Origin of the sequence: Novosphingobium resinovorum (genome assembly GCF_001742225.1) — a bacterium.
GTDB classification, from domain to species: Bacteria; Pseudomonadota; Alphaproteobacteria; order Sphingomonadales; family Sphingomonadaceae; genus Novosphingobium; species Novosphingobium resinovorum_A.
Genome location: NZ_CP017077.1, coordinates 294,578 through 318,408, shown reverse-complemented (window position 1 = coordinate 318,408; position 23,831 = coordinate 294,578). Strand labels below are relative to the sequence as shown.

The following is a 23,831-nucleotide window of genomic DNA, read 5'->3' as shown; positions in this document are numbered from 1 at the left end:
CCGGGTAGCGCAAGTAATCACTTGTAGGGATCGACCGGCTGCGGAACCTGAATGACTTCGAGGTCCTTGAGCATCGTCAGCACGTCCGAGATCGAATAGATGTGGTCGATCTTGTCGCCACGGAAGCGCAGCCACGAGAACCACAGCACGTTCAGCTCGTTGCCGGTCGGCTGGACGCCCATGTAGGGACCGCCGGTGTGCTTGCCGTGGTGGTGGCACAGCACGCAGATCTCGTCCTCACCGCGGCCCCAGGCCTTCAGCGTGCGGTAGATGCTGGGCGGGAACGTCGTGTAGAGGCCCTGGGGCGAGGTCTTCCAGACGTGATAGGTGCCGAGATCCGGGCGGTTCGGATTGTCGTAGGTCATCGTTTCGGTGTTGAAGAAGGCGTCCATGCCGTCCCAGTCGCCGCGGTTGATGACTTCGTGCAGGTCCATCCAGTGGTTGACCATGAACGCCTGGCGATCGGTCAGCCCATCGGTAATTTCCGCCCGCTTCTCCGGGGACAGAACGAAATCGGCTTCGGTGAATGGGGCGAGGCCCATAAATATCTCTCCTTTATCGTAAAATTGTCCGCAGCAGCGCCGTGGTACCGCTTTCTTCATTCGCCGTGCATCTACCGGCACCTACCCGACGGAAGGCCGCGAGACACTGTGCGCATGCGAGCCCCCGCTTCAGGAAACGGGAGAGAAGCCATGCCGCTCAGTCTGCAGGAAATGTCCGATCGGTTCGAGATTCAGGACCTGATCGTCAGCTATTGCTATGCGGTCGATTCGCGCGACTGGGACGCGCTGGACGCGGTGTTCACCGATGACGCGGTGATCGACTATTCCGAAATGGTCGGCGTCAAGGGCGGGCTGCCGGAGATCAAGCGGTTCCTGTCGGAAAGTCTGGCCCCGATCCAGGCCTTCCAGCACGCGGTGTCGACCACCCGCTACGAGATCGACGGCGATCGCGCGAAGACCCGCACCGCCTGCTACAATCCGATGACGGTGAACGATGGCACCACCATTGATACGCTGGTGTTCGGCCTGTGGTACCTGCACGATTTCGTGCGCACCGCCCAAGGGTGGCGGATCGCCCGCCTCTACGAGCAGAAATGCTACAGCCTGAACGTGCCCGACTGGCTCGCCGCGCAACTGCCCGGCTGATCGCCCGTCGGTGGACGAAAACGCTGCGATCGGCGCCGCCCCCTATCGTTCGGCGGGCCAGCCACTACACGGTACACGTATGGTGTCGGTCGAGGCAAACAGGAGCGACACCATGCGAGGACACTGCAGCCTGGCGCGGCGACGACCGATTTGCGCGGAGGACGAGCGGGAAATATCCAGGCTGCTGTTCCGCTACGCGACCAGCATCGACAATCGCGACTGGCCGCTGTTCAGGACCTGCTTCTCGCCCGATTGCGAAGCCGATTACGGCGCGTTCGGGCACTGGCGCGGCCTGCGCGAGATCGCCGAGTTCATGGAGGCGACGCACCGGCGGCTGGGGCCGACTCTGTTTCGCATCACCAACATCACCATCGAAAACCAGAACAACGAAGTTCTGGCGCGAAGCTATGTCGACGCGATCCTGACGCCGGTCCACTCGGGCGTCACGCACCGCGCAGAGGGGTACTACGATGATGCGCTGGTGCGAACGTCCGATGGCTGGAAGATCGCGCGCCGCCGCTTCACCCTCGTCAAGGCGAGCCTCGACGAATGACGGCGGGCCGTGTCGCCCGGCGGGGGACCGGCGCGGCCGCGCTTGGTGAATAGGCGCAGGACACGTTCGAGACAGGACATTCGATGACACAGGCGCCGCTTTCGCTCGACACGTATCGGTTGCTCGGCCGCTCCGGCCTGCGCGTATCGCCGCTGTCGCTGGGGACCATGACATTCGGCGAGGAGTGGGGCGCGCCCGAGGACGAGTCGCGCCGCATGTTCGACGCCTACGTCGATCGCGGCGGCAACTTCATCGATACCGCAGGCTATTACGCCGACGGCCGCTCCGAAGACCTGACCGGCGCTTTCGCCCATGCCAAGCGCGAACGCCTGGTCCTCGCCACCAAGTATTCGCTCACGCGTGGCGAGGGCGATCCCAACGCCGCGGGCAACAGCCGCCGCACGATGATGCAGACGGTGGAGACCAGCCTCAAGCGCCTGCGCACCGACCGGATCGACCTGTTTTTCCTCCACGTCTGGGACGGGACCACGCCCGGCGACGAAATCCTGCGCGCGTTCGACGATCTGGTGCGGCAGGGCAAGGTTTTGTACCTGGGCATTTCGGACACCCCCGCATGGCAGATCGCCCGGCTGCAGACCGTGGCGGAGTTGCGCGGGTGGACGCAGTTCGCGGGGCTGCAGGTCGAATACAACCTCATCGAGCGCACCGCCGAGCGCGACCTAATCCCCGCAGCGCAGGCGCTGGGCATCGGCGTGCTGCCGTGGTCTCCGCTGGCGAGCGGGCGGCTCGCCGGAAAATATGCGACCGGCGCGACGGCCGGGGAAACGGCCGAGGAACCGGGAGGGCGAGCGCCGCTGCTCGCGGCGACGGGCCGGGTGAACGCGCGCGCCGTCGCGATCGCCGATGCGGTGAAGGCGGTCGCGGACGAGATCGGCGTCACCTCCGCGCAAGTCGCCATCGCCTGGACGCTGCGCAACCCCGCCGTGGTTTCGCCGCTGATCGGCGCGCGCACCATGCGGCAGTTGGACGACAATCTGGGCGCGCTGGGCGTCGCCCTCGAAGCGGACCACGTCGCGCGGCTGGAGGAGGCGAGCCGGTTCGAACCGGGCTTCCCGCACGATTTCCTCGCCGCGCCCATGATCCGCCGCGGACTGACCGGGGGGACCACGATCCTGCCGCGCGGCGCGGGCCATGCCGCGCAACTTTGAACGATCGCAAGGACGATGGATTTCTCATGAACCTGGACGGAAAAGTGGCGATCGTGACCGGAGCATCCTCGGGCATTGGCCAGGCGACGGCGCGCGCGTTGGCCCGCGAAGGCGCTACCATCGTCCCCGTCGCACGCCGGGCGGAAAAGCTTGAGGCCCTGGCTCGCGCGCTAGGGCCCGACAGCCAGCCCTTCGCCATCGACATGGCCGAACCTAACGCGGCGCAGGCGGTGCACGATTTCGTCCTCGACCGTTTCGGACGGACCGACATTCTGGTGAACAACGCCGGCATCCTCCACGCCGCGCCGCTCGACCTGTTCGATCTCGACCAGTTGCGCCCGATGATCGCGCTGAACTACGAAGCGGTGGTGCGGACCAGCACGCTGTTCGGGCGCACGATGAAGGCGGCGGGGCGCGGCCAGATCATCAACATCTCCAGCATCGGCGCCCAGATCGTCGCTCCTGGCGTCGGCGTCTACGGCGGCCTCAAGCGCGCGCTGGAGGCGTTCACCGACTGCCTGCGCGTCGAACTGGCGGGCAGCGGGGTGAAGGTCGGCATCGTCGCGCCCGGCACGACCAGCACCGAAATCTTCGACGACATGAAGAGCCGCGGCGAACCGGGCTGGGACAGCTTCATTCCGCCAATGCAGCCCGAGGACGTGGCCGGCGCCATCGTCCATATGGCGCTGCAGCCGGAGCGGACCAACCTTGCGCGCATCCAGGTCTACGCTGCGGCGGATAGCCATTGAGCGGGGGGCGTCGTCCCGGATCAAGTCCGGGACGACGGATTGCTCGCGGGTCAGTCCAGCGAGCCGTAGGCTTCCAGCCGGAATGGATTCACCGCCTGCCCTTCGCGCGTGCGGCGGACCCATTGGGCGTCCATCAGCAGCGCCCGGCCGACGCCGACGAGATCGAACTCCCCTTTCGCAACGCGCTCGGCGACGAGGGCGAGGTTGTCGGTCATGACGGTGGGCTGCGCGAAGGAGGATTGCAGGTCCTTGTCGAGGCCCACTCCGCCCACCGCCATGGTGGGTTTGCCGGTGAGCTTCTTCGCCCAGCCCGCCAGCCCAAGGTCCGACCCTTCGAACGCGGGCCGGGTGAAGATGCGGGTGCTGGCGTCCAGCACGTCGACCCCGGCATCGACGAGCGGGGCGAGCAAGGCTTCCAGCTCGGCCGGGGTTGCGGCGATCCTGGCGTCGTAGTCCTGCAGCTTCCATTGCGAGAATCGGAAGACGATCGGGAAGTCCGGCGCGGTGGCCGCACGCACCGCGCGGATCACTTCGGCTGCGAAGCGCGCGCGCGCCGGCAGGTCGCCGCCCCAGCCATCGGCGCGGCGATTGGTCTGCTGCCAGATGAAGCTGTCGATCAGGTAGCCGTGCGCCCCGTGCAGCGCGACACCGTCGAAGCCGACCGCGCGGGCGTTGGCGGCGCTGCGCGCGAAGCCGGCGATGATGTCGCCGATCTCGCTCTCGGTCAGCGGGGCGGTATCCTGGCGGACCAGTTCGAGGTAGTCTGGCGGCACCATCGCCCCCTCGGTCGGCCCCCAGGTTCCCGAAGGGCGGGCAGATGGCGCTTCGGGGTGATAGCCGGTGCCGGGAGCGCGGATCACGCCCTGGTGCCACAGTTGCGGGACGATCTTGCCCCCCTCCTCGTGCGCCGCAGCGACGACCTCGCGCCAGCGCGCCAGTGCCGTCTCGCCGTGCAGCACGGGCGAGGCGCCGCCGCCCACCGATTCGCGGCCCAGCGCCGCGGGATGATCGACCCCGACCCCCTCCGTCACGATCAGGCCGACGTCCGCCGCTGCCCGCCGCCGGTAATAGTCGGCCACGCCTGGGGACGGGATGCCGCCAGGCGAGAAATTGCGCGTCATGGGCGCCATCACGAACCGGTTGCGCAGCGTCAGCCCGCCCGCATCGAACGGCGTGAACAGAATGTCGGTATCGGCGCCCACCAGTATCTCTCCCTTGTCGCGCATGGATCCTGTCCAGCGCGACAGGTCATAGGACCTATCCGAGGGCAGGTTTTTCCAGCGGCGATCGCGCGCAGCCAAGGGCGCGCGGCCGAGGGAGAGAAACGTCACGCATCGACCACCGCGAGCGCGGACTGAGGACAGGCTTCGGCGCCTTCGCGGGCCAGGTCCTCCATCCCCTCGGGGACGGTTTCGTCATCGACGTAGACGATGCCGTTGGCGTCCAGCTTGTACACGTCCGGGCATATTTCCGCGCAGACCCCGTACCCGCAGCACGCCGCCTTATCGATCACAACCTTCAGCGTCATCGCTTTCTCTCCTCTCCCACTGATATTACAGCTTGAACAGTTTTAGTTCAATATGTATCATGCGAACAACGATATTTTCCAAGGAGAGGAAAATGCTTCACAACTCGGGGCTTACGCTGACCGATGGCACGACCATCGACGACCTCATCGACCGCGACATGAACGAAGTCTCGCTGCGGGTGATGAACGACAAGGAACTCTACGAAGTCGAAATGGAGCGCATCTTCGCGCGCACCTGGCTGCTGCTGGGCCACGAGACCGAGATCCCCAAGGCCGGCGACTACGTCATGCGCGACATGGCCGAGGACAACGTCATCGTCTCGCGCGATCGCAGCGGCGAAATCCACGTCATGCTTAATGTGTGCCCGCATCGCGGGATGAAGGTGTGCACGGCGGAAGCGGGCAACGCCCACGCGCACCGCTGCATCTACCACGGCTGGGCGTTCCGCGCCGACGGCAGCTTCATCGGCGCGCCAATCGAAAAGGAGCAGATGCACGGCAACAAGCGGGGGAAGGACGAACTCGGGCTCAAGAAGGCCAAGGTCCACCTCTACGGCGGCCTGATCTTCGCCACCTGGAACGAGGACCTGCCTTTCGAGGAGTACCTGGGCGACGCCAAGTTCTACCTCGACCAGTTGTTCTGCCGCACTGACAGCGGGCTGGAGATGCTTGGCCCCCCGCAGCGTTTCGTGCTGCCGTGCAACTGGAAGATTCCTGGCGAGCAGTCCGGTTCCGACGGCTTCCACACGCTGACACTGCACCGCTCGCTGATGGAAGGCGGGATCATGGGCGGCACCGCCGAATCGATCTACGACACCGCGCCGGGCATGTACGGCGTCGACTTGTCGGTGCCGCAGGGCCACACGCTGCGCTGCCTCGAGGCGGCGCAGACCTTCAAGATGTTCGCCGACGTCAGCTTCGAGGGTAAGTCAGTCGAGGAATGCCTCCACCTGCTGCCGCCGCCGGGCATCACCAAGGACCTGATCCCGCAGCTATTCAAGAACCTGTCGGAAGACCAGGTGAAGCAATTGGCCACCATCCCGCCGCAGGTCGGCGGCATGTTCCCGAACATCCTGATCGCCTTCATCTTCGCCCCGCGCGCGGACGGCGGTGCTTCGGGGGCGCTGTCCTTGCACACTTACGTGCCCAAGGGGCCGGACCGGGTGGAGTTCGTGAACTTCATCTTCGCCGAGAAGGACGCACCCGAGGACGTCAAGCGCGACATGCTGCAGAACGCGATCTGGAGCACCGGCACCTCGGGCACGATCGAGCAGGACGATGCCGACACCTGGCCGCAGATCATGCGCAATTCGCGCGGCCACATGAGCAAGACCATCACGCTCAAGTACCAGGCGCTCCACGGCCACGAACGTCCCGAAGGCTGGGTCGGCGGCGGCGATCTCTACCCCGGCTTCACCAAGGACGACACGCAGTGGGCCTGGTGGATGGCCTACTACGACCTAATGACCCGCGCCTGAGCCGCCCGAACAAGAGAGAGGATACCATCATGGTGAACTACGCCACTGCCGCGGTCGAAAAGACCGGCGTCATGCGCGGCCTGGTCTCGACCAAGCGCGTTCCGCTCGGCTCGGAAGTCTACAACCGCCTGCTCGAAACGCTGTACGACGAAGCGGCCGCGCTGGACGAGCGCCGGTTCGACGACTGGGTCGCCTATCTCGAAAAAGACCTCAGCTACACCGCGCCGCTGCGCCTCACCCGCAACGGTCCCAACAAGGACCGCGACGTGGTGCGCACGATGAAGCACTTCGACGAGAACTACGATTCGATGCTGATGCGCACCGGACGCCTGTCAAAAAGCGCCTGGGCGGAAGACCCGCCCTCGCGCACCCGCCGCTTCGTCACCAACGTGCGCGCCGCCGAATGCGACACACCCGGCGAATACGAGGTGGTCAGCTACCTCTACGTCGAGCGCAGCCGTTTCGACAATCCGGACAACGAGACGATCACCGCCGAGCGCCGCGACGTCTGGCGGCTCGTCGACGGCGCATACAAGCTGGCCCGGCGCGAGATCATCGTCGACCAGTCGACGCTGGGCATGTCCAACTTCGCCATTTTCCTCTGACCGGGAGCACGGTGGTGACGGCATCCCCGCATATCGTGGTGATCGGCAGTGGCCTGGCCGGCTACGGCGTCGTGCGCGAGCTTCGCAAACTTGCGCCGGACGCGCGGTTGACGCTGGTGACGCGCGACGATGGGCACTTCTACTCCAAGCCGGCGCTGTCCACCGCGCTGGCCAAGGGCAAGGTCGCCGACACGCTCGTCACCACGCCTGCCGAAAAGATGGCCGCGCAGCTTCGCCTCGACTTGCGCGCCGGGCGCGAGGTCGAGGCGATCGACCGCGAGGACAAGGCGGTGCTGACCACCGGCGGGCCGATCTTCTACGACAAGCTAGTGCTGGCGCTGGGCGCCGATCCGGTGCGACCACCGATCGACGGCGACGCCGCCCATCGCGCGCTGGCGGTCAACAACCTCGACAACTACCGCGAATTCCGCGCGATCCTGCCAGAGGGCGCACGCGTTCTGGTGATGGGCGGCGGGCTGGTCGGCACCGAGTTCGCCAACGACCTTTCCGCCACCGGCTACTGCCCGGTGGTGGTGGACATGCTCTCGCATCCGCTGGCACAACTGGTCCCGGCGGGCGTCGGATCGGCTATCCGCGAGGCGCTCGCCGCAAAGGGCGTCGAATGGCACCTCGGCCGCAAGGTCCTCGCGATCCACAAGTCCGGCACCGGCATCCGTGCCGAACTGGACGGCGGCGAGACGATCGAAGCCGCGGCGGTGCTTTCGGCCGTGGGCCTGCGCCCGCATCTGCAACTGGCGGCAGACGCGGGGCTCGATGTCGCGCGCGGCATCGTGGTGGACCAGACCGGCCGCACCAGCGACCCGCACATCTTCGCGATCGGCGACTGCGCGCAGTATCCGCAAGGGCTGGCCGCCTACGTCACTCCGATTATGGCGGCGGCGCGGGCGATCGCGCCCAGCGTGCTCGGCACGCCGATGGAAATCCGCTTCCCGCCGCTTTCGGTGCAGGTCAAGACCACCGCGTGCCCCGTCGTCCTGCTGCCCGCCCCGCAAGGGGTCGAGGGTGCCTGGGAGGAGACGGCGAACGACGAAAAGGGCCTGAAGTACTTATTCCGCGATCGGCGCGGTTCCGTGCGCGGCTACGTTTTCACACAAGACTACTGCCAGGAGCGCATGAACATGGACCGCGCTCTGAGCGAGCAAACGACGGGACTTGCAGCATGACGGGTTTGGTAAAAGGCAAAGTTGCGATCGTCACCGGCGGCGCCAAGGGTCTGGGCTACGGCATCTCGCGCTGCCTCGCCCGCGACGGGGCGCACGTGCTCGTCACCGGCCGCGACGGGGCCGCCGCAGAAGCGGTCGCGGCGCAACTCACCGAAGAGTTCGGCGTGCGCGCGGCGGGCCTATCCGCGGACATGGGCGTGAAGGACCACGTCGAGGCGATGGTCGAACGCGCCGTCGCCGAGTTCGGCGGTCTCGACATCCTCGTCAACAACGCCTCGCTGCTCTCGGACAACATCCTGCTCGAACAGAAGACCGACGAAATGCTCCAGCGCACGCTGGAGATCGGCACCTGGGGCACCTGGTGGGCGATGCGCGCGGCCTTCCCGCACATGAAGGCGCGCGGCGGCGGCTCGGTGGTGAACTTCTATTCGATCGACGCGCAGACCGGCGCGTGGCTCCACGCCGACTACAACATGAACAAGGGCGCGATCCTGGGTCTCACCCGCAGCGCGGCGGTCGAATGGGGGCGTTTCAACATTCGCACCAACGCGATCGCGCCAACCGGCATGGGCCAGGTCTTCGCCGAATTGGTCGACACCGTTCCCGGCTTCCTCGACATGGCGACCGCCAGCAATCCCCTGAAACGCGCGGGCGACCCGGAAAAGGACATCGGCCCGGTCGTGCTGTTCCTAGCCTCGGAAATGTCCCGCTTCGTCAATGGCGAGCTTATCAATGTGGATGGCGGCCAGCATCTACCGGGCTATGTGAGCGTTCCCCACAATCTCGCCGAGATGGAAGCGCAAACATGAAACTGATGCCACCTCCGAACTGGAGCAATCTGGTCGAGACCGACCAGACCGGCAGCGTCCTCAAGATTCTCGACGGGACGCTGCGGGCGATCGGCAGCATGGGCGCGCGCCGGCTCTCGATGAGCGACATCAGCGAAAGCAGCGGCGTTTCGCGCGGTACGCTCTATCGCTACTTCGCTTCCAAGGACGAGGTGCTGGCCGCCGTCAGCGAATACGTGTGCATCAATTTCGAACGGGGCATCGTCGAAGCGGGCGAGTCCATTGCCGAGCCGATCGAGCGCTTCCGTTCGGTCATGCGCTTCTACGCCCGGTTCACCGTCGAGCGTTCGCCGGATGGCATCTTCGAGGTCGAGCCGGCCTTCCACCTCAATTTCCTGCGCACCCACTTCGCCCGGCACAAGGCCGCGGTGCGCCGCGCGCTCGATCCCGTGCTCGACCATTTCGAAACCGTCGTCGGCTGCCCGCTCGACCGCGACACGTTCTGCGACACCATGGTGCGCCTGCAACTGAGCACGCTCATCATCCCCGCCACCGACGACTGGCTGAACATCTGGAACGACGCTCCCGACCGACTGTACGAATGGGCGCTCAAGATCGCAAGAAATCAGACAAAATCAGAGAAAGGATGACCGATGGCGACTATGGCTGAAATCGAGGTCGGGGTAGACGGCGACTTCGCCGACAAGGCCACGGCCGACGCGTTCGTCGAAAAGGCCCGCAGCCTGCGCAGCTTCCTGCAGGGCGAGGCCCCGGCGGGCGAAAAGCGCCGCAGCCCGACCCCGGCGGTGCACCAGATGCTGACCGACGAAGGCTTCCTGCGGCTGCTGCTGCCCAAGCGGGTCGGCGGTTTCGGCCTGTCGCCCACCGACTTCTGCCGCGTCCAGATCGAGATCGCCAAGGGCGATCCGGCGGTGAGCTGGGTGATGCAGATCGTCAACGGCACGAGCTGGATCACCAGCCTCGCGCCCGATGGCGTGCAGGATGCGATCTTCGGCGAAGGCCCGCAGCCGGTCTGCGGCGCGTACAACCCGCCCGGCAAGGCCCGCAAGGTCGACGGCGGCTGGATCATCAACGGCCGCTGGCCCTACATGTCCGGCTCGCGCCAGTCGAAGTGGGCGCAGCAGGGCGTGGTGCTGGAAGGCTATGACGGTCCGGTCGTGCCCGGCATCAGCATGTGCTACCTGCCGATGGACGCGATGACGATCGAGGACACCTGGTTCGTCAGCGGCATGCAGGGCACCGGCTCGGACACCGCGATCGCCAAGGACGTCTTCATTCCCGACGCGCAGATGGTGCTGATGGACGAGCGCGCCGGCCAGATCGACCGCACCAAGCGCCACTTCGGCGCGCCCTCGGACCTGCTCCCTGCCGTCCCCGTGGTGCGCGTCACCGGCGTCGCCCAGTTGATCGGCGCGGTCGAGGCGATGCTCGAGATCGTCACCGCCGAATCGCCCGGCAAACCGGTGCTGACGACCTTCATCACCCCGCGCACCAATTCGGGCGCCTACATGCGCGACCTCGGCGAAGCCGCAGCGATGATCGACACCGCGCGGCTGATCCTGTTCGACGTGACCGCCAAGCTCGACCGCGTGGGCCTCGGCGAAGAGTACACGCTGCCCGAAAAGGCCCGCCACCGCGCGGCGACCGCGCAGATCATCGAACTGGTCCACGGCGCCAGCGAATCGCTGATGTTCCAGGCGGGCTCGTCCGGCTTCGCCACTGACAAGCCGATCAACCGCTATTGGCGCGACGTGTCGATGGCGACGCGGCACATCCAGAACATCCCGACCATCGGCTACGAGATCTACGGCCGCAACAAGGCCGGGGCCGACCCGATCTCGCCGCCCGGATCGTACTGATCGCCTCTACGCGCCGCCCGCCTTGCCGGTGGGCGGCGCGCCATCCTGCGGCAAAGGTGAACCGCCATGACCGTGACCGCCGACCCGCTCGACGCCGCCCCGCTCGATGCCGCCACGATGGACCGCCTGTTCCTGCAGGCACGCAGCCACAACGCCTGGACCGACCGCCGCGTCGACGATCGCACCGTGCGGGCGCTGTACGATCTGGCGCGGTGGGGGCCGACGGCGGCAAACGGCAATCCGGGCCGCTTCGTGTTCGTGCGCTCCGCCGCCGCGAAGCAGCGGCTGCTGCCGCACGTCAATCCCGGCAACGTCGACAAGGTGGCCACGGCGCCCTGCACCGTCATCATCGCTGGCGACACCCGGTTCCACGAACTGTTCCCCAAGCTGTTCCCCGCGCGCGACATGCGCGCCGCGTTCGAAGGCAAACCGGCACTGATCGAGGAGACGGTCGCCCGTTCCTCGACGCTGCAGGGCGCGTACCTGATGATCGCGGCCAGGCTGCTGGGCCTGGACTGCGGCCCGATGTCCGGGTTCGACAAGGCGGGGCTCGACGCCGAGTTCTTCCCCGACGGGCGCTGGCGCAGCAACTTCCTGTGCAACATCGGCTACGGGGACGCGCAGGGCCTGTTCCCGCGCAATCCCCGCCTCGATTTCGAAGAAGCCTGCCTCGACCTTTAAGTATCCCACACCAGCGGCAGTGCGACTGGCTGGATCATGCCCAGGTGGCAACGGACCTGGTGCCCCGGCGCGATGCGGAACTCGGGAATGCGGGCGAGGAACTCCTCCATCGCGATCCGCAGTTCGCGGCGGGCGAGGTGCATGCCGACGCAAGTGTGAATGCCGAAGCCGAAGCCCACGTGGCGCGGTTTGCGATCGAGGCGCACGGCGGTCGGATCGTCGAACTCCGCCGGATCACGCCCCGCCAGCGTGGTCGACATCGCCACCTTGTCGCCAGGCATGAAACGCACGCCGGCCAGCTCGGTCTCCTTCCGGCAGGAGCGGAACGTCGTCACCGCGCCATAGGCCCGCATCAATTCGTCGATGGCATGGGGAATGTCCGAAGGGTTGGCGCGCAGGAGCGCCTGGTCCTCCATATTGCGCCCCAGGTGCCGGAAATGCAGGCCCATGTTGGTGGACACGGTATCGAGGCCGCCGATGAACAGGTTGAACATGAAGCCCAGCAACTCGTCCTGAGTCAAGCTACGCCCCACTATCTGGCCCTGGACGCCGTACGTGATGAGATCGTCGCGTGGATTGGCGCGGCGGTGTTCGATCTCGGCGCTCAGGTAGTCGATGACGTTGCGCGTCGCCTCGGCGATCTTCGCCAGATCGTGGTTGTGGAGCAGGTTCATCTCCCACTCCATGAACTCGCCCACGCGGTCATGCGGCAGGCCCATCAGGTCCATGAAGACCTTGATCGGGAACTCGAATGCGAATTCGCCCATGAATTCGCATTCGCCGCGCGCGGCAAAAGCGTCGATGTATTCCACCGCGTACTGGCGGATCCGCGTCTCCAGCGCCGCCATCGCCCGCGGGGTGAAGGCGGGATTGACCATCTGGCGAAAAGGGCCATGCCGAGGCGGATCGAGTTCCGCCGGAGAGCTGATCCATTCGCCGCCGATCAGCTTGGAAAACGGCGAGAAATCGGTCGACGAGAAATGCTCGGTATCGAGGTAGATGGCGCGCAAGTGCGCCATCCGGCGCGGCACCCATGCCGCCGTACCGCCCGGATAAGCGTGCGGCGCATAGACGATGTCCGGGCCCTCGTGGACGTGCATCGCCAGGTCGTCGAAGGGGTCCTGCTCGGTCGTCAGCCCGAAAATGAACGGAAAGTCAGGCGCGACCAGTTCGGCCGGCACGTGGCCCGGAATGGGCTGCTGCGCGAACATCATCTCTCGTATCCTCCTGCTTGGCGGTCGCTTAAAAGGAGCGGGGCAGGCCGAGGCTTTCGGCGATCCCATTGCGCACCATCTCGTTGGTGATCGGCCCGATCCGCCACAGCCGGCTGTCGCGCCAGTAGCGCTGCATGTCGGTTTCCGCCGAATAGCCCATGCCGCCCAGGATCTGGATGCCCAGGTCCGCCGCGGCATTGGCGTTCTCGGACGCCATCAGCTTCAGCATGTTGGCCTCGACGCCCACGTTCTCTCCGCGCGCCTGCTTGTGCGCGCAGTAGTGCAGCATCAGTTCGGTGGTCTTCTGCATCGTGGCGATGTCGGCGATGTAGTGCTGCAACGCCTGGAAACGGCCGATGATGCCGCCGAACGCCTTGCGCTGCTTCGCGTAGTCGAGCGCGTCTTCCAGCACCCCATCGATCACGCCCAAGCAGAACGCGCCGACCATGACGCGCTCGTTGTTAAGCGTGGGTAGCAGCATGTACCAGGCCTTATCCGGCTCTCCCAGGACCTGTTCGTCGGCCACGAACGCATCCTCAAAATGGACCGAACAGCTGCCCATCGAGCGCATGCCGAGCTTGGCGAGCGGGGTGATCGTCACGCCAGCGGTCTTCGTCGGCACCCAGAACAGCGTCAGGCCCAGATGCTTCTTCTCGGCATTCCTGTCGCTCCGCGCGATGACGAGCAGGTAATCGGCGACGTGCGCGGACGACGACCAGATCTTCTCGCCGTTCAGCTTCCAGCCGCCGTCGACCGTTTCCGCCGTGGTCGCCATCGCGCCCAGCAGGTCGGTGCCGCCGCCCGGTTCGGTGAAGGCGATCGCCGCCTTGAGTTGCCCGGTGGCGATCAGCGGCAGGTACTTCGCCTTCTGTTCGGGCGACCCGTAAAGCCCGATGGACTTGGAGCCGGCAAAGCTGGTGATGCCCCAGATCCACGCGAGCCCTCCCAGCGACCGTGCAAGCTCGCGTGCCAGCAGCATCTGCATGACGACGTCGCCGCCCTGCCCGTCGAACTCCTCCGCGATGCCGACGCCGTGGAAGCCGGCCTCGGTGAACTTGTCCCACAAGGCGAAGGGATAGGCGTGCTCGTCGCGTTCGAGTTCTCGCGCCCAGGCCTTGGGCACTTCCTTGTCGACCCAGCGGCGGACGGTGTCGCGGAACGCGCGATATTCCTCGGGGAGTTCGAAATCCATGGTCGTCCTTACTGGTGGGAAAAGGTGTCGCCGACGTCGTCGCACAGCGCCACGAGGCGCGCGGCCATCCGGTCAAGGCAGGCCAGAACCGCCGTGTGGTCGCCCGACCGGAAGGCGCTCAGGATGCTTACGTGCTGGGAAAGGCCGACCGAGGTGAGCGTCTGAATGCCGTGCAGGAAGATGTAGCGGGCGATCAAGCCGCGCCGGTCGAGCGTGGAACGCAACAGTTCGCGGTTCTGCGAAGCCATGATGAACACGGTGTGAAAATCGAGCCCCGCCCGGATCGCGGCCATGTATTCGCCGCTATCTAGCGCGGCGCGGTAGCGGGCGACCGCTTGGTCGAGGAGGGCGACTTGCGCCGCGCCAAGGTTGGGCATGCCCCAGCGGTATCCCAGCCGCCACAACTCCGCCTGCACCCGCATCAGGTCGCACGTCGCGGTCCGGTCGATCGGGGTCACGCGCTTGAGCCGGTGCGCCTCGATTTCGACGAGGCCTTCGGACGCCAGCGTGCCCAGCGCTTCGCGGACGGGCGTGGCGCTTACGCCCATGCGCTGCGCCAGGTCGTTTTCGCGCAGCAGCAGGCCGGGCGCCAGGGTGCCATCGACGATCCGGTCGCGCAGCCTATGGATCACCGCCTGCCGCAGCGTGACGGACGCGCCCTGCAGCGCGATGGGATCGGCGGTGAGGGCTTTTGCGCGTTCCATATTCTATAGAATGCGATTCTCGCGCCGGTGCGGGGCCTACCGGGAGATAGGATCCGCCGGGCATTTCAGACCTCCTTCCCCTAGATAGGCGGGACTTGGCGCGCCGTCTTCTAGTCTCCCTCGCGAACAGCGGTCGCCGGTCACGGCCGAGCCACCGCGAGCGAGAGGAAGAAGCCGATGCGCAAGATCGACGTGCCAAAACTGGACAAAGCCGCCTTCGTCGAACGCTATGGCCCCTGGGCCATCATCGCCGGTGCGTCCGAGGGAACCGGCGCTTGCTATGCCGAGCAGCTTGCGGCGATGGGCATCAATCTCGTGCTGGTGTCGCGGCGCGCCGCCGCGCTCGATGCGCTGGGGCAAAGCCTCGAAGACCGCTACGGCATCGCCTTCCGCAGCCTGACCGCCGACCTCACCGAACCCGGCGCGGGCGCACGGCTGGTCGAGGCGACGGCCGACCTCGACATCGGCCTCTACATTTCGAACGCGGGCGCGGACGGCGCCGGCAACAGCTTCTTCGGCGAGCCGGTCGACCGTTCGCTGCGGCTGCTGAGGATGAACGCCGCCAACGTGCTCGAAGCCACACACGGCTTCGGCAACCGCTTCCTGGCGCGCGGCAAGGGCGGGATCATCGTCATGTCCTCGGGCGCGGGGCTGGGCGGGCAGCCGTGGCTGGTGATGTATTCGGCGACCAAGGCGTTCGAGCTGAACTTCGTCGAGTCGCTATGGGCCGAGCTTGAGGGCCGCAACGTCGACATCGTCGGAATCGCCGCGCCGATCATGGACACGCCCACGCTGCGCCGCGCCACCGAGGGGCTGGGCATGGATTATTCGATCGCCTACGATCCGGCCGACGTCTGCGCGCTGGCGCTCGCCAGCTTGGGCAAAGAGCCGCTGGTGCTGGTGCCCGATGGCCCGGACGAGGCAAAGATCCCGCAGATCGAGGCCGACCGCAAGGCCCGCCTGATCGCCCTGGCCGAGTGGGGCAAGGCCTACACCGCTGCCGCGGACGCCTGAAATGGCCGCGCAAGCAAGCGTCATCGGCGAGGCGGTGGACGTAGTCGTCATCGGCGCCGGCCATAACGGCATGGCCGCCGCCGGTTATCTCGCGCGCGAGGGCAAGAAGGTCGTGGTCGTCGAGCGGCTCGACAAAGTGGGCGGCATGACCAGTTCGGGGTACATGATCCCCGAAGCGCCCGAGCACCTCGTCACACCGTGCGCGGTGGAACTGCTGTTCGCGCGCAAGTCCGGGATCATCGAGGACTTCGAGCTGGCTAAGTACGGCCTGCGCACAGTCGATCCCGATCCGACCTACGCCTACCTCCATCCCGACGGCAGTTCGATCGCGCTGTTCTACGACTACGAGCGCACCGCCGACGACATCGCGCGGATCAACCGCAACGACGGCAAGGCCTACCTCGCGTTCATGAAGACGCTGAACGTGATGATGGACATCGGCTTTCCGATGATGATGTCCGAACCCGGCCGGCCGGACTTGCGCAACGCGTCGAAGATGATCGGCGCCGCGGTGCGCAACGTGCGCCTGAAGGACGAACTGGTCGCCATGTCCAAGGCGACGGCGGACCAGATCGCCTGCGAACGCTTCGAGCATCCCGCCACGATAGCGCTGCTGTTAGGCATCGCCGCCGGCGCGGGGCCGGTGGACGACGACGGCAACGCCGCCGCCTACATGATCTTCGCGGTGACTCACAAATACGGCACCGGCAAGCCGATCGGCAGTCTGCAGTCGTTCTCGAACGCGCTCGCGCGCAGCATCAAGGCGTCGGGCGCGCGCATCGAGCTGAACGCGCCGGTCGCCGAAATCATCGTCGACGGCGGCGCGGCGCGCGGCGTGCGGCTGGCCGACGGCCGGGTAATCCGCGCGAAGATGGTGATCGCCACCTGCGATCCGCGCACCGCGATGCGCCTGACGACGCCCGGCGGCGTCCCGCGCGAACTGGTGCAGCGCATCGAACACGCCCCGGCCAACCGCTCCAACTCGGCCCCGTTCCTCGCCAACATCGCGATGTCGGGCCCGCTGACGCTCAAGCGCCACCAGGACTTGCGCCACGACGGCGCCGATCTCAACAAGGCGGTCGGCCTCATCGGCACGCCCGAGGAAGTGCGCGAATCCTTCGCCACCGCGCGGCGCGGCGACATTCCGCAGCGCCACGCGATGTCGCTGAGCCCGCTGTCCAACTCCGACCCGACGCAGGCCCCGCCCGGCGGCTCGCTCGCTTACGTCTACCTGCCCGGCGTCGCGGTCGACGCGCGCGAGGGCTGGTCGCCCGCGCTCAAGGACAGCACCATGGCCTCGATCAAGGCGCACCTGGGCGAGTTCTACGAAGGCCTCGACACCGAGGTCGGCCGCTTCGTCGAAACCGCGCGCGAGCGCGAGAAGCGGCTGAACGTCACCAACGGCTGCGTCACCCACATCGACTTCGGCGCCTTGCGATCGGGCGTGCATCGCCCTGCCACCGGCTTCGGCGGACCGAAGCCACCCTTCCCCGGCTTCCTGATCGGCGGCGCGGGGGCGCATCCGGGCGGCGGCGTATCGGGCATCGCCGGGCGCATCGCCGCCAACCGCGCGCTGCGCGAACTCAAGAAAACGAAATAGGAGAGCGGGCGATGACGGTATTGGCGAATCCGGTTGGCATCCCTGCCCGCCTTGAAGACGTGACCCCGCAGTGGTTGACCGCAATCATGCAGCCGCGCTATCCCGGCATCGTCGTGGAAGCGATGGAAAAGGTCTTCCTGCGCAACAGCCACACCACCAAGTACCAGGTCAAGCTGACGCTCAACGACGTCGGCAAGGCGGCGGGCATCCCGCAGAACGTGTGCCTTAAGGCCAACTGGGCGCAGTTCGAAAGCCAGGGCATCTGCCGCCTGGAAGCGCGTTTCTACGAGGACTTCCGCGGCCACGTCGCCTTCCCCGCACCGCGCTCCTACTTCGAAGCCTGGGACCCGCGCGCCGACAGCGGCCAAGGGCTGGTGATGATGGAGGACCTGTCGATCGAGGGCGGCCACTTCGGTATCAGCACCGATCACATGGGTGTCGAGGAAGCAGCGCGCGCGGTGGCCAGTCTGGCACGCATCCACGGCGCCTTCTGGGACAGCCCGGTGCTGCACGCGGCGGATTGGGTGCCGGTCTCGATGGCCACCCCGGTCGACACGCAGCAGTTGCACATGATGTACAGCTTCGCCGAGCGCAATCACGTCAAGGCGGAATACCAGGCCTTCCTGCCGGCATGGATCAAGGGCAACCTCTCGCGCCTGCACACCGTGTTCGACGCGCTGATCGATTTCGCGCAGACCAAGGAGCAGGGCCCCTGGTGCCTGGTCCACGGCGACAGCCACCAGGGCAACAGCTACGTCCGCCCGGATGGCGAACGCGTGTGGCTGGACTGGCAACTGGTGCGCAAGGGACGCCCGATCCGCGATTTCACGTATTTCATCCTCGGCGCGCTGACCATCGACGAGCGCCGCGCCAACGACCGCGACCTGCTGCGCCACTATCGCCAGTGCCTGGTCGAGACCGGGGCGCAAGGCGTGCCGGATGACGACACGCTTTGGGAATACTACCGCCGCTGGCCGCCTTACGCGATGCAGGCGTGGATCGCGAACATGGACGAATGGGGCCAGAAGGGCCTGCACATCGTCGAGCGCATCTTCGTCGCGGGCGAGGACCTGGGCACCGTAGACGCCCTCGGTGTCACGTTCTGAACGCCATGTCGGACGCGATCACCCCATTCACCGTCGCCATCCCGCAAGCCGCGATCGAGGACCTCCACCGCCGCCTCGACGCCGCGCGCTGGCCCGAGCCGCAGACGGTCGAGGACTGGAGCCAGGGCGTGCCCATCGCCCGGCTGCGGGCCTTGTGCGACTACTGGCGCCACGGCTACGACTGGCGCGCCTGCGAGGCCGCGCTGAACGCGCTGCCGCAGTTCACCACGCAGATCGACGGGCTGGCGATCCACTTCATCCACGTGTGCAGCCCCCGGCCCGGCGCCACGCCGCTGCTGCTGACGCACGGCTGGCCCGGCTCGGTGCTTGAATTCCTGAACGTGATCGTCCCGCTCACCGCGCCGGACGCGCCCGATGCGCCGGCGTTCGACGTCGTGATCCCCTCGCTGCCCGGCTACGGCTTTTCCGAAAGGCCCAGCGGCACCGGCTGGGGGGTCGAGAAGATCGCCGATGCCTGGATCCGGCTGATGCGGCGGCTGGGATATGCCCGCTTCTTCGCGCAAGGCGGCGACTGGGGCGCGGCGGTGACGACCGCGATCGCCATGGCCCGCCCGCCGGAATGCACCGGCGTCCACCTCAACATGCCGCTGGTGTTCCCCGAGGAGAGCGATTTCGCCGACCTTACCGAAGCCGAGGCGAAGACGGTCGCGCGGATGCAGCATTACCAGGACCATGATTCCGGGTATGCCAAGCTGCAGAGCACCCGCCCGCAGACGATCGGCTATGCGCTCGCCGATTCCCCCGTCGGCCAGGCGGCGTGGATCTACGAGAAGTTCCAGGCCTGGACCGACAACCGCGGCGATCCCGAAGACGCGCTGTCGCGCGACGCCATGCTCGACAATATCAGCCTCTATTGGCTGAACAACACCGCCGTGTCCTCGGGACGGCTTTATTGGGAAAGCGCCAACGCGTTCCGGGCGCAGACGCTGGAACTGCCGGTGGGGGTGAGCATCTTCGCGCAGGAGATCTTCCGTCCCAGCCGCCGCTGGGCCGAGCGCAGCTACCCCCACCTCGTCCACTGGAACGAGCTGCCGGCAGGCGGCCACTTCGCCGCGTTCGAACAGCCGGACCTATTCGTACAGGAACTGCGCACCTGCTTCGCCGCGATGGGGGCGTAACCGGAGGAAAGGGGCGCCCCGAACGGCGCGCCCCTTCACAGCCCGTCAGGCGCTGCGCGGTGCCATGAACGCACTGATGCGCGGTTCGACGCGCAACTCCGCCGGGATATGCTCCGGCCCGATCCGGCGGTCGATCTCCTCCTCGAACCAGTAGAGCGCGCGCTCCTGGTAGCCGGTGACGACCGCGGGCAGCGCGCCGTTGCGCAGCGACTGCTGGATATTGGCGAACAGGCACATGTCTTCGGACAGGATGTGCTCGGTCGCGGTCCGCATGCCCGACCAGAACGTCTTGTCCGCCTCGCTGTCCGAGGCCCAGCCGAGCTGGCGCACTTCCATGATCGAACGGTCGGGCCCGGCCGGCCAGAAGCACTGCAGGTTGAAGCCGACCGGATCGAGCGAGAAGAACGTGTTCGGGAAAGTCGGCAGCGCGATCGTGTTTTCGAGGAACACCTCGGCGATGTCGCCGGGCTGGACGGGCGGCGTCTCGAACAGCGAGTCTCCGCCCTTCTTGCGCGTCCCGAACCGCATGTGCCCGCCTTCGTAGAGCGCGATCACGAAGCTGCTGGAATCCAGGTGCGGCGCCAGCGTGCGCGGGTGGACGGTGTTGACGTGGTAGATTTCGAGGAAGTTGTGGTAGGCGATCTTCCAGTTGCAATCCATCTCGATCAGGAAGCGGTCCTTCACGACCAGCCGCTCCAGCGGATAGCCCTCGGTCAGCGCGACGAATTCGCCCAGGAAATCCGCGAGCGGGGCCGCATCGGCGTCGAAGTTGACGAACACGAACCCGCGATGGCTTTCGCAGCGCACTTCGACCAGGCCGTTCTCCGCCTTGTCGAGGCAGGGAAAGTCGCTCTGCCCCGGCACCGAGCGCAGCGTGCCTTCCAGGTCATAGCCCCAGGAATGATAGGGGCAGATGAAGCGCATCGCGCGGCCCTGCGGTTCCAGCAGCAGCGGTGATCCGCGATGGCGGCAAGTATTGTGGAAAGCCCGGATCCGTCCGTCCTTGCCGCGCGACACGATCACCGAACGGTCGAGATTCTCGAACAGGCGATAAGCGCCCGGCTGCGGCAGTTCGCTTTCGATCGCGGCGAGCAGCCAGCTTCCGGTCCACAGCCTGTCGTTTTCCAGCGCGGCGAAGCGCGGGTCGGTATAGCGCCCGGCGGGGATCGGCGGCAGAGCCGGAAACTCCGCCGGATGATCCGACCGCCCGAGCTGTTCGTCCATCGTCCGCTTGAGCAGTTCCAGTGCCGCTTCGCGCATCGTCCTCTCCCGTCCTGTGCCGGCCCCCGTGTCCGCGGGGGTCCGAGACGCGAAAGATAGGGCCGATCGCCGCCCGGCAACCTGCAGAAAGATAGGGTCGGCAACGCGCGCCTGGGCGGTGCTTAGAAGGGCTTACAACTGGTTGCTTCCGGCCGCCGCGAACAGCTTCTGGAAATCGACCATCGTCGGCTGGTGCGCGGTGAACCCGCCGTCGACGGGGATCAGCGCGCCGTTGACGAAGCGGGATTCGTCCGAAGCGAGGAAGGCGACGACGTTGGCGATGTCGCGCGGGCTGCCGAGTTCGGGGTTGAGGTGGTGATCGAGCAGCACGTCCTTGACGACCTGCGGCGTCGATTCCACCGCCGTTTCGCTGAGCACGAAGCCGATCGCGATCACGTTCGAGCGGATGCCCTGCTTGCCGTACTGCGTCGCCAAGAAGCGGCTCAGGTTGATGAGCGCGGCCTTCGACGCGCCATAGGCGGTGAGCGTCATCTCGCCCAGCAGGCCGAAGCCCGAGGCCGAATGGATCAGCACGCCGCCGCCGGCGGCGATCATCGTCGGCAGGGCGTGCTTGCACAGCAGCATCGGCCCGCGCGCGTTGACCGTGAACGCCTTGTCCCAGGCCCCCGTATCGAGGTGGATCACGTCGAGGTCGCCGGCGCGCTGCTCGTTCGTCTGGTAGGCGGCGTTGTTGTGGACGATGTCGATCCGGCCATGCCGGCCCACGATCCGCACCACGGCATCGGCCACCGCCGCCTCGTCGCCCAGATCGAAGGCGATCGCGTCGGCCTTCAGGCCCCGCTCGCCCAGCGCCAGCGCGGCGGCGTCCACCTTGTCGCCGAGAATGTCGGCCAGAACCACCGTCGCGCCGCGCTCCGCCAGGACCGTCGCCACTTCGTGGCCGATGCCCTGCCCCGCCCCGGTCACGATCGCGACTCGTCCTGCGAGGTCTTCATTCCTGCTGCTCAAACACCGTCTCCTGTCCGGGCGCTGACCGCCGCTGCTTTCGCCTCTCCCCCGCGCGGACACGGAAGGACCTGCTCAGGCGGGGAATGCCTCAGCCGCCGCCCGGGTGTCCATATATTCCCGGCCCGAAACGATCTGGCCGTCACGGACGATCAGCAGGTTGTGGTATTCGTTGCGATAAACCCGGTCGGGGAACACCATTTCGCCGCGCACTTCCACCGCCACCCGGTCTCCCTCGGCGGTGAGGCCCACCACTTCGGCCTTGCGATGCCTGGCGCTGAGCAGCCCGCCGGTGACGCTGGCGATGAAATCCGCGCGGCTCATGTCGCCATAGCCCAGTATCCACCACGTGCAGTCGGGGTGCTGCAGGGCCTCGATCGTAGCCAGGTCGCCGTCCTCGACCGCCTGCATGTAACGACGGGCCACCGCCTTGTTCGCCTCGGTATCGGTCATCGTCACTGCTCCTTTGTCCGCGCGCTCTTATCGGCTCGCCGAGCCTGCCCGGAACCCTATCCGAAGGCGGGTGGTGTGCGCCCCGCGACCCGCCAGCATGCCGCGATCGCCGGGCAGGGCACCGGATCGGGGGAGGGAACATGGACACCAAGAGCACGACCATGAAGCTGTGCACGTACATGGGGGCGCTGGCCGGGACGCTGATGTTCGTCGGCATCTGGCCGCTCGCACGCATGTTTCCGCCGCTCGACCCCGCGCTGCCGGTGGCGCAGGTGGCCGACTACTACCGCGCACACCAGACCGGGATCCTCGTCGGGGGGATCCTCATCACCTCTGCGTCGGTGCTGTTCTTCCCCTTCCTCGCCGCCGTCGCAACGTTCCTCAAGAAGATCGAAGGCGCGATCTCGCCGCTCACCTGGGCCTTCGTGATGATCTTCGCCTACGGCTTCGTCACCCTGTTCTTCGCGGGCCTGTTCTTCACCGTCGCCGCCTATCGCACCGACCGGCCCGACGCCGAGATCGCGATGCTGAGCGACATCGCCTTCTTCCTGTTCGTCATGCCCGCGGTGCCGGCCTTCGTGCAGAATGTCGTCACCGGGGTGGCGATCCTGCAGGACAAGCGCGCCCGGCCCATTCTCCCGCGCTGGCTGGGCTACATGAACTTGTGGACCGGCCTGCTGCTGCTGCCCGGCTTCGCCGTCGGCCTGTTCAAGACCGGCCCCTTCGCATGGAACGGGGTGCTCGCCTTCTGGGTGCCGGCGGTGGTGTTCGGCATCTGGTTCAACCTGATGATCGTGGCGATGCTGGCGGCGATCAAGCGCGACGCGCTGGCCGAGGCATGACCACCGCCGAACGCCGATCCGGCGGGCATGTGCCGGGCGAGGAAGGCCTGTGGGTGTTCATCGGCGGCGACCTGGTGGTGTTCGCCGTCTTCTTCATCACTTACGCCGTGGCGCACCGGCAGGAATATGCGCTGTTCGAAGCCTCGCGGCGACTGCTCGACCGGCAGCTCGGCCTGCTCAACACGCTGTTGCTGCTGACCAGCAGCTTGTGCATGGCGCAGGCCGTCGCCGCCGTGCGCCGCGACGACCGGCGGGCCCGGCCGCTGCTGCTGGCCACGATCGCGCTGGGATCGGGCTTCGTGGTGGTCAAGACGTTCGAATACGCGGCCAAGATCAGCCACGGCTTCACGCTCAACACCAACAGCTTCTCGATCTACTATTACATGTTCACGGCCATCCACCTCGTCCACGTGCTGATCGGCCTGGGCGTGCTGTGCTTCGCCGCCTCGCGCTTCGACAAGGCCGGTAGGATGCCCGGAGGTGCGGCGCTGATCGAGGGCAGCGGGGCGTTCTGGCACCTGGTCGACCTGCTGTGGATCGTCCTCTTCGCGCTGCTTTATCTCTTGTAAGGAAACGAT

General features: G+C 66.7%; 26 protein-coding genes. 17 read left to right on the top strand and 9 right to left on the bottom strand.

The window, feature by feature from the left end; translation table 11 throughout:
* Window positions 1-17 precede the first annotated feature (17 nt).
* Window positions 18-542, bottom strand: a complete 525-nt coding sequence (locus tag BES08_RS26580; RefSeq protein ID WP_069709821.1) for an ester cyclase — start codon at window positions 540-542, stop codon at window positions 18-20.
* A gap of 150 nt (window positions 543-692) precedes the next feature.
* Between BES08_RS26580 and BES08_RS26575 the strand changes: the two genes are divergently transcribed.
* The 4 genes from BES08_RS26575 to BES08_RS26560 all read left to right on the top strand — a co-directional run bounded on the left by BES08_RS26575 (window position 693) and on the right by BES08_RS26560 (window position 3,619).
* Window positions 693-1,148 carry a nuclear transport factor 2 family protein gene (locus tag BES08_RS26575; protein ID WP_069709820.1) on the top strand — a complete coding sequence of 152 codons (456 nt, stop codon included), beginning with the start codon at window positions 693-695 and terminating at the stop codon, window positions 1,146-1,148.
* A 112-nt stretch (window positions 1,149-1,260) separates the two neighbouring features.
* On the top strand, window positions 1,261-1,701 hold the full coding sequence (locus tag BES08_RS26570; RefSeq protein WP_069710198.1) for a nuclear transport factor 2 family protein: 441 nt from the start codon (window positions 1,261-1,263) through the stop codon (window positions 1,699-1,701).
* Window positions 1,702-1,784: 83 nt separating this feature from the next.
* On the top strand, window positions 1,785-2,870 hold the full coding sequence (locus BES08_RS26565; protein WP_069709819.1) for an aldo/keto reductase: 1,086 nt from the start codon (window positions 1,785-1,787) through the stop codon (window positions 2,868-2,870).
* 26 nt (window positions 2,871-2,896) lie between these two features.
* Window positions 2,897-3,619 carry an SDR family oxidoreductase gene (locus tag BES08_RS26560; protein WP_069710197.1) on the top strand — a complete coding sequence of 241 codons (723 nt, stop codon included), beginning with the start codon at window positions 2,897-2,899 and terminating at the stop codon, window positions 3,617-3,619.
* 50 nt (window positions 3,620-3,669) lie between these two features.
* Here BES08_RS26560 and BES08_RS26555 read toward each other — a convergent pair whose 3' ends face one another.
* Together BES08_RS26555 and BES08_RS26550 are read right to left on the bottom strand one after the other, a co-directional pair.
* A complete protein-coding gene (locus BES08_RS26555) occupies window positions 3,670-4,845 on the bottom strand; it encodes an NADH:flavin oxidoreductase (protein WP_083274847.1) in 1,176 nt (391 codons plus the stop codon).
* A 101-nt stretch (window positions 4,846-4,946) separates the two neighbouring features.
* Entirely contained in the window at window positions 4,947-5,147 is a 201-nt protein-coding gene (locus BES08_RS26550; RefSeq protein ID WP_069709818.1) for a ferredoxin, read from the bottom strand.
* Between the two features lie 92 nt (window positions 5,148-5,239).
* Between BES08_RS26550 and BES08_RS26545 the strand changes: the two genes are divergently transcribed.
* The 7 genes from BES08_RS26545 (at window position 5,240) to BES08_RS26515 (ending at window position 11,763) form a co-directional block, all read left to right on the top strand.
* Window positions 5,240-6,625: an aromatic ring-hydroxylating dioxygenase subunit alpha gene (locus tag BES08_RS26545; protein WP_069709817.1), complete on the top strand. Its 1,386-nt coding sequence runs from the start codon at window positions 5,240-5,242 to the stop codon at window positions 6,623-6,625.
* Window positions 6,626-6,654: 29 nt separating this feature from the next.
* Window positions 6,655-7,230 carry an aromatic-ring-hydroxylating dioxygenase subunit beta gene (locus tag BES08_RS26540; RefSeq protein WP_069709816.1) on the top strand — a complete coding sequence of 192 codons (576 nt, stop codon included), beginning with the start codon at window positions 6,655-6,657 and terminating at the stop codon, window positions 7,228-7,230.
* Window positions 7,231-7,244: 14 nt separating this feature from the next.
* Complete coding sequence (locus BES08_RS26535) at window positions 7,245-8,414, top strand: NAD(P)/FAD-dependent oxidoreductase (protein WP_069710195.1); 1,170 nt, start codon at window positions 7,245-7,247, stop codon at window positions 8,412-8,414.
* On the top strand, window positions 8,411-9,223 hold the full coding sequence (locus BES08_RS26530; protein WP_069709815.1) for an SDR family NAD(P)-dependent oxidoreductase: 813 nt from the start codon (window positions 8,411-8,413) through the stop codon (window positions 9,221-9,223). Before BES08_RS26535 ends, BES08_RS26530 begins: the two co-directional genes overlap by 4 nt.
* Window positions 9,220-9,852 (top strand): TetR/AcrR family transcriptional regulator, encoded by a 633-nt coding sequence (locus BES08_RS26525; RefSeq protein ID WP_069709814.1) that lies wholly within the window; start codon window positions 9,220-9,222, stop codon window positions 9,850-9,852. Before BES08_RS26530 ends, BES08_RS26525 begins: the two co-directional genes overlap by 4 nt.
* 3 nt (window positions 9,853-9,855) lie before the next feature.
* On the top strand, window positions 9,856-11,082 hold the full coding sequence (locus BES08_RS26520; protein WP_069709813.1) for an acyl-CoA dehydrogenase family protein: 1,227 nt from the start codon (window positions 9,856-9,858) through the stop codon (window positions 11,080-11,082).
* Window positions 11,083-11,148: 66 nt separating this feature from the next.
* Complete coding sequence (locus BES08_RS26515; protein ID WP_069709812.1) at window positions 11,149-11,763, top strand: malonic semialdehyde reductase; 615 nt, start codon at window positions 11,149-11,151, stop codon at window positions 11,761-11,763.
* On the opposite strand, the gene BES08_RS26510 is transcribed toward BES08_RS26515, so the two are convergent.
* Genes BES08_RS26510 through BES08_RS26500 form a run of 3 tightly spaced genes read right to left on the bottom strand, consistent with a single transcriptional unit; the run spans window position 11,760 to window position 14,873 of the window.
* Entirely contained in the window at window positions 11,760-12,977 is a 1,218-nt protein-coding gene (locus tag BES08_RS26510; protein ID WP_069709811.1) for a cytochrome P450, read from the bottom strand. The genes BES08_RS26515 and BES08_RS26510 overlap by 4 nt on opposite strands.
* Window positions 12,978-13,005: 28 nt before the next feature.
* Entirely contained in the window at window positions 13,006-14,169 is a 1,164-nt protein-coding gene (locus tag BES08_RS26505; RefSeq protein ID WP_069709810.1) for an acyl-CoA dehydrogenase family protein, read from the bottom strand.
* An 8-nt stretch (window positions 14,170-14,177) separates the two neighbouring features.
* Entirely contained in the window at window positions 14,178-14,873 is a 696-nt protein-coding gene (locus tag BES08_RS26500) for a GntR family transcriptional regulator (protein WP_069709809.1), read from the bottom strand.
* Between the two features lie 177 nt (window positions 14,874-15,050).
* Here BES08_RS26500 and BES08_RS26495 point away from each other — a divergent pair, with 177 nt between their 5' ends.
* Genes BES08_RS26495 through BES08_RS26480 form a run of 4 tightly spaced genes read left to right on the top strand, consistent with a single transcriptional unit; the run spans window position 15,051 to window position 19,732 of the window.
* Complete coding sequence (locus BES08_RS26495; protein ID WP_069709808.1) at window positions 15,051-15,887, top strand: SDR family NAD(P)-dependent oxidoreductase; 837 nt, start codon at window positions 15,051-15,053, stop codon at window positions 15,885-15,887.
* A 1-nt stretch (window position 15,888) separates the two neighbouring features.
* The gene (locus BES08_RS26490) at window positions 15,889-17,487 is read left to right on the top strand and encodes a phytoene desaturase family protein (RefSeq protein ID WP_231958458.1); all 1,599 of its coding nucleotides are present in this window, start codon (window positions 15,889-15,891) and stop codon (window positions 17,485-17,487) included.
* Window positions 17,488-17,498: 11 nt separating this feature from the next.
* Complete coding sequence (locus tag BES08_RS26485) at window positions 17,499-18,593, top strand: phosphotransferase family protein (protein ID WP_069709807.1); 1,095 nt, start codon at window positions 17,499-17,501, stop codon at window positions 18,591-18,593.
* A 5-nt stretch (window positions 18,594-18,598) separates the two neighbouring features.
* A complete protein-coding gene (locus tag BES08_RS26480) occupies window positions 18,599-19,732 on the top strand; it encodes an epoxide hydrolase family protein (protein ID WP_069709806.1) in 1,134 nt (377 codons plus the stop codon).
* A 45-nt stretch (window positions 19,733-19,777) separates the two neighbouring features.
* Here the strand turns inward: BES08_RS26480 and BES08_RS26475 are convergent, their stop codons facing one another.
* The 3 genes from BES08_RS26475 to BES08_RS26465 form a co-directional block, all read right to left on the bottom strand.
* Window positions 19,778-20,992: an aromatic ring-hydroxylating oxygenase subunit alpha gene (locus BES08_RS26475; RefSeq protein ID WP_069709805.1), complete on the bottom strand. Its 1,215-nt coding sequence runs from the start codon at window positions 20,990-20,992 to the stop codon at window positions 19,778-19,780.
* 132 nt (window positions 20,993-21,124) lie between these two features.
* Window positions 21,125-21,961: an SDR family NAD(P)-dependent oxidoreductase gene (locus tag BES08_RS26470; protein ID WP_069709804.1), complete on the bottom strand. Its 837-nt coding sequence runs from the start codon at window positions 21,959-21,961 to the stop codon at window positions 21,125-21,127.
* Between the two features lie 72 nt (window positions 21,962-22,033).
* Window positions 22,034-22,411 (bottom strand): nuclear transport factor 2 family protein, encoded by a 378-nt coding sequence (locus BES08_RS26465; RefSeq protein ID WP_069710193.1) that lies wholly within the window; start codon window positions 22,409-22,411, stop codon window positions 22,034-22,036.
* Between the two features lie 140 nt (window positions 22,412-22,551).
* Between BES08_RS26465 and BES08_RS26460 the strand changes: the two genes are divergently transcribed.
* A complete protein-coding gene (locus tag BES08_RS26460) occupies window positions 22,552-23,253 on the top strand; it encodes a hypothetical protein (protein ID WP_069709803.1) in 702 nt (233 codons plus the stop codon).
* Window positions 23,250-23,822, top strand: coding sequence for a cytochrome c oxidase subunit 3 (locus BES08_RS26455; RefSeq protein WP_069709802.1), 573 nt, complete (start codon window positions 23,250-23,252; stop codon window positions 23,820-23,822). The genes BES08_RS26460 and BES08_RS26455 overlap by 4 nt, the downstream gene beginning before the upstream one ends.
* The last annotated feature ends 9 nt before the right edge of the window (window positions 23,823-23,831 follow it).

Coding starts and splice junctions, on each gene's coding strand:
- BES08_RS26580 (WP_069709821.1), bottom strand. CDS start 542: ATGGGCCTCGCCCCATTCACCGAAGCCGATTTCGTTCTGTCCCCGGAG.
- BES08_RS26575 (WP_069709820.1), top strand. CDS start 693: ATGCCGCTCAGTCTGCAGGAAATGTCCGATCGGTTCGAGATTCAGGAC.
- BES08_RS26570 (WP_069710198.1), top strand. CDS start 1,261: ATGCGAGGACACTGCAGCCTGGCGCGGCGACGACCGATTTGCGCGGAG.
- BES08_RS26565 (WP_069709819.1), top strand. CDS start 1,785: ATGACACAGGCGCCGCTTTCGCTCGACACGTATCGGTTGCTCGGCCGC.
- BES08_RS26560 (WP_069710197.1), top strand. CDS start 2,897: ATGAACCTGGACGGAAAAGTGGCGATCGTGACCGGAGCATCCTCGGGC.
- BES08_RS26555 (WP_083274847.1), bottom strand. CDS start 4,845: ATGCGCGACAAGGGAGAGATACTGGTGGGCGCCGATACCGACATTCTG.
- BES08_RS26550 (WP_069709818.1), bottom strand. CDS start 5,147: ATGACGCTGAAGGTTGTGATCGATAAGGCGGCGTGCTGCGGGTACGGG.
- BES08_RS26545 (WP_069709817.1), top strand. CDS start 5,240: ATGCTTCACAACTCGGGGCTTACGCTGACCGATGGCACGACCATCGAC.
- BES08_RS26540 (WP_069709816.1), top strand. CDS start 6,655: ATGGTGAACTACGCCACTGCCGCGGTCGAAAAGACCGGCGTCATGCGC.
- BES08_RS26530 (WP_069709815.1), top strand. CDS start 8,411: ATGACGGGTTTGGTAAAAGGCAAAGTTGCGATCGTCACCGGCGGCGCC.
- BES08_RS26525 (WP_069709814.1), top strand. CDS start 9,220: ATGAAACTGATGCCACCTCCGAACTGGAGCAATCTGGTCGAGACCGAC.
- BES08_RS26520 (WP_069709813.1), top strand. CDS start 9,856: ATGGCGACTATGGCTGAAATCGAGGTCGGGGTAGACGGCGACTTCGCC.
- BES08_RS26515 (WP_069709812.1), top strand. CDS start 11,149: ATGACCGTGACCGCCGACCCGCTCGACGCCGCCCCGCTCGATGCCGCC.
- BES08_RS26510 (WP_069709811.1), bottom strand. CDS start 12,977: ATGATGTTCGCGCAGCAGCCCATTCCGGGCCACGTGCCGGCCGAACTG.
- BES08_RS26505 (WP_069709810.1), bottom strand. CDS start 14,169: ATGGATTTCGAACTCCCCGAGGAATATCGCGCGTTCCGCGACACCGTC.
- BES08_RS26500 (WP_069709809.1), bottom strand. CDS start 14,873: ATGGAACGCGCAAAAGCCCTCACCGCCGATCCCATCGCGCTGCAGGGC.
- BES08_RS26495 (WP_069709808.1), top strand. CDS start 15,051: ATGCGCAAGATCGACGTGCCAAAACTGGACAAAGCCGCCTTCGTCGAA.
- BES08_RS26490 (WP_231958458.1), top strand. CDS start 15,889: ATGGCCGCGCAAGCAAGCGTCATCGGCGAGGCGGTGGACGTAGTCGTC.
- BES08_RS26485 (WP_069709807.1), top strand. CDS start 17,499: ATGACGGTATTGGCGAATCCGGTTGGCATCCCTGCCCGCCTTGAAGAC.
- BES08_RS26480 (WP_069709806.1), top strand. CDS start 18,599: ATGTCGGACGCGATCACCCCATTCACCGTCGCCATCCCGCAAGCCGCG.
- BES08_RS26475 (WP_069709805.1), bottom strand. CDS start 20,992: ATGCGCGAAGCGGCACTGGAACTGCTCAAGCGGACGATGGACGAACAG.
- BES08_RS26465 (WP_069710193.1), bottom strand. CDS start 22,411: ATGACCGATACCGAGGCGAACAAGGCGGTGGCCCGTCGTTACATGCAG.
- BES08_RS26460 (WP_069709803.1), top strand. CDS start 22,552: ATGGACACCAAGAGCACGACCATGAAGCTGTGCACGTACATGGGGGCG.
- BES08_RS26455 (WP_069709802.1), top strand. CDS start 23,250: ATGACCACCGCCGAACGCCGATCCGGCGGGCATGTGCCGGGCGAGGAA.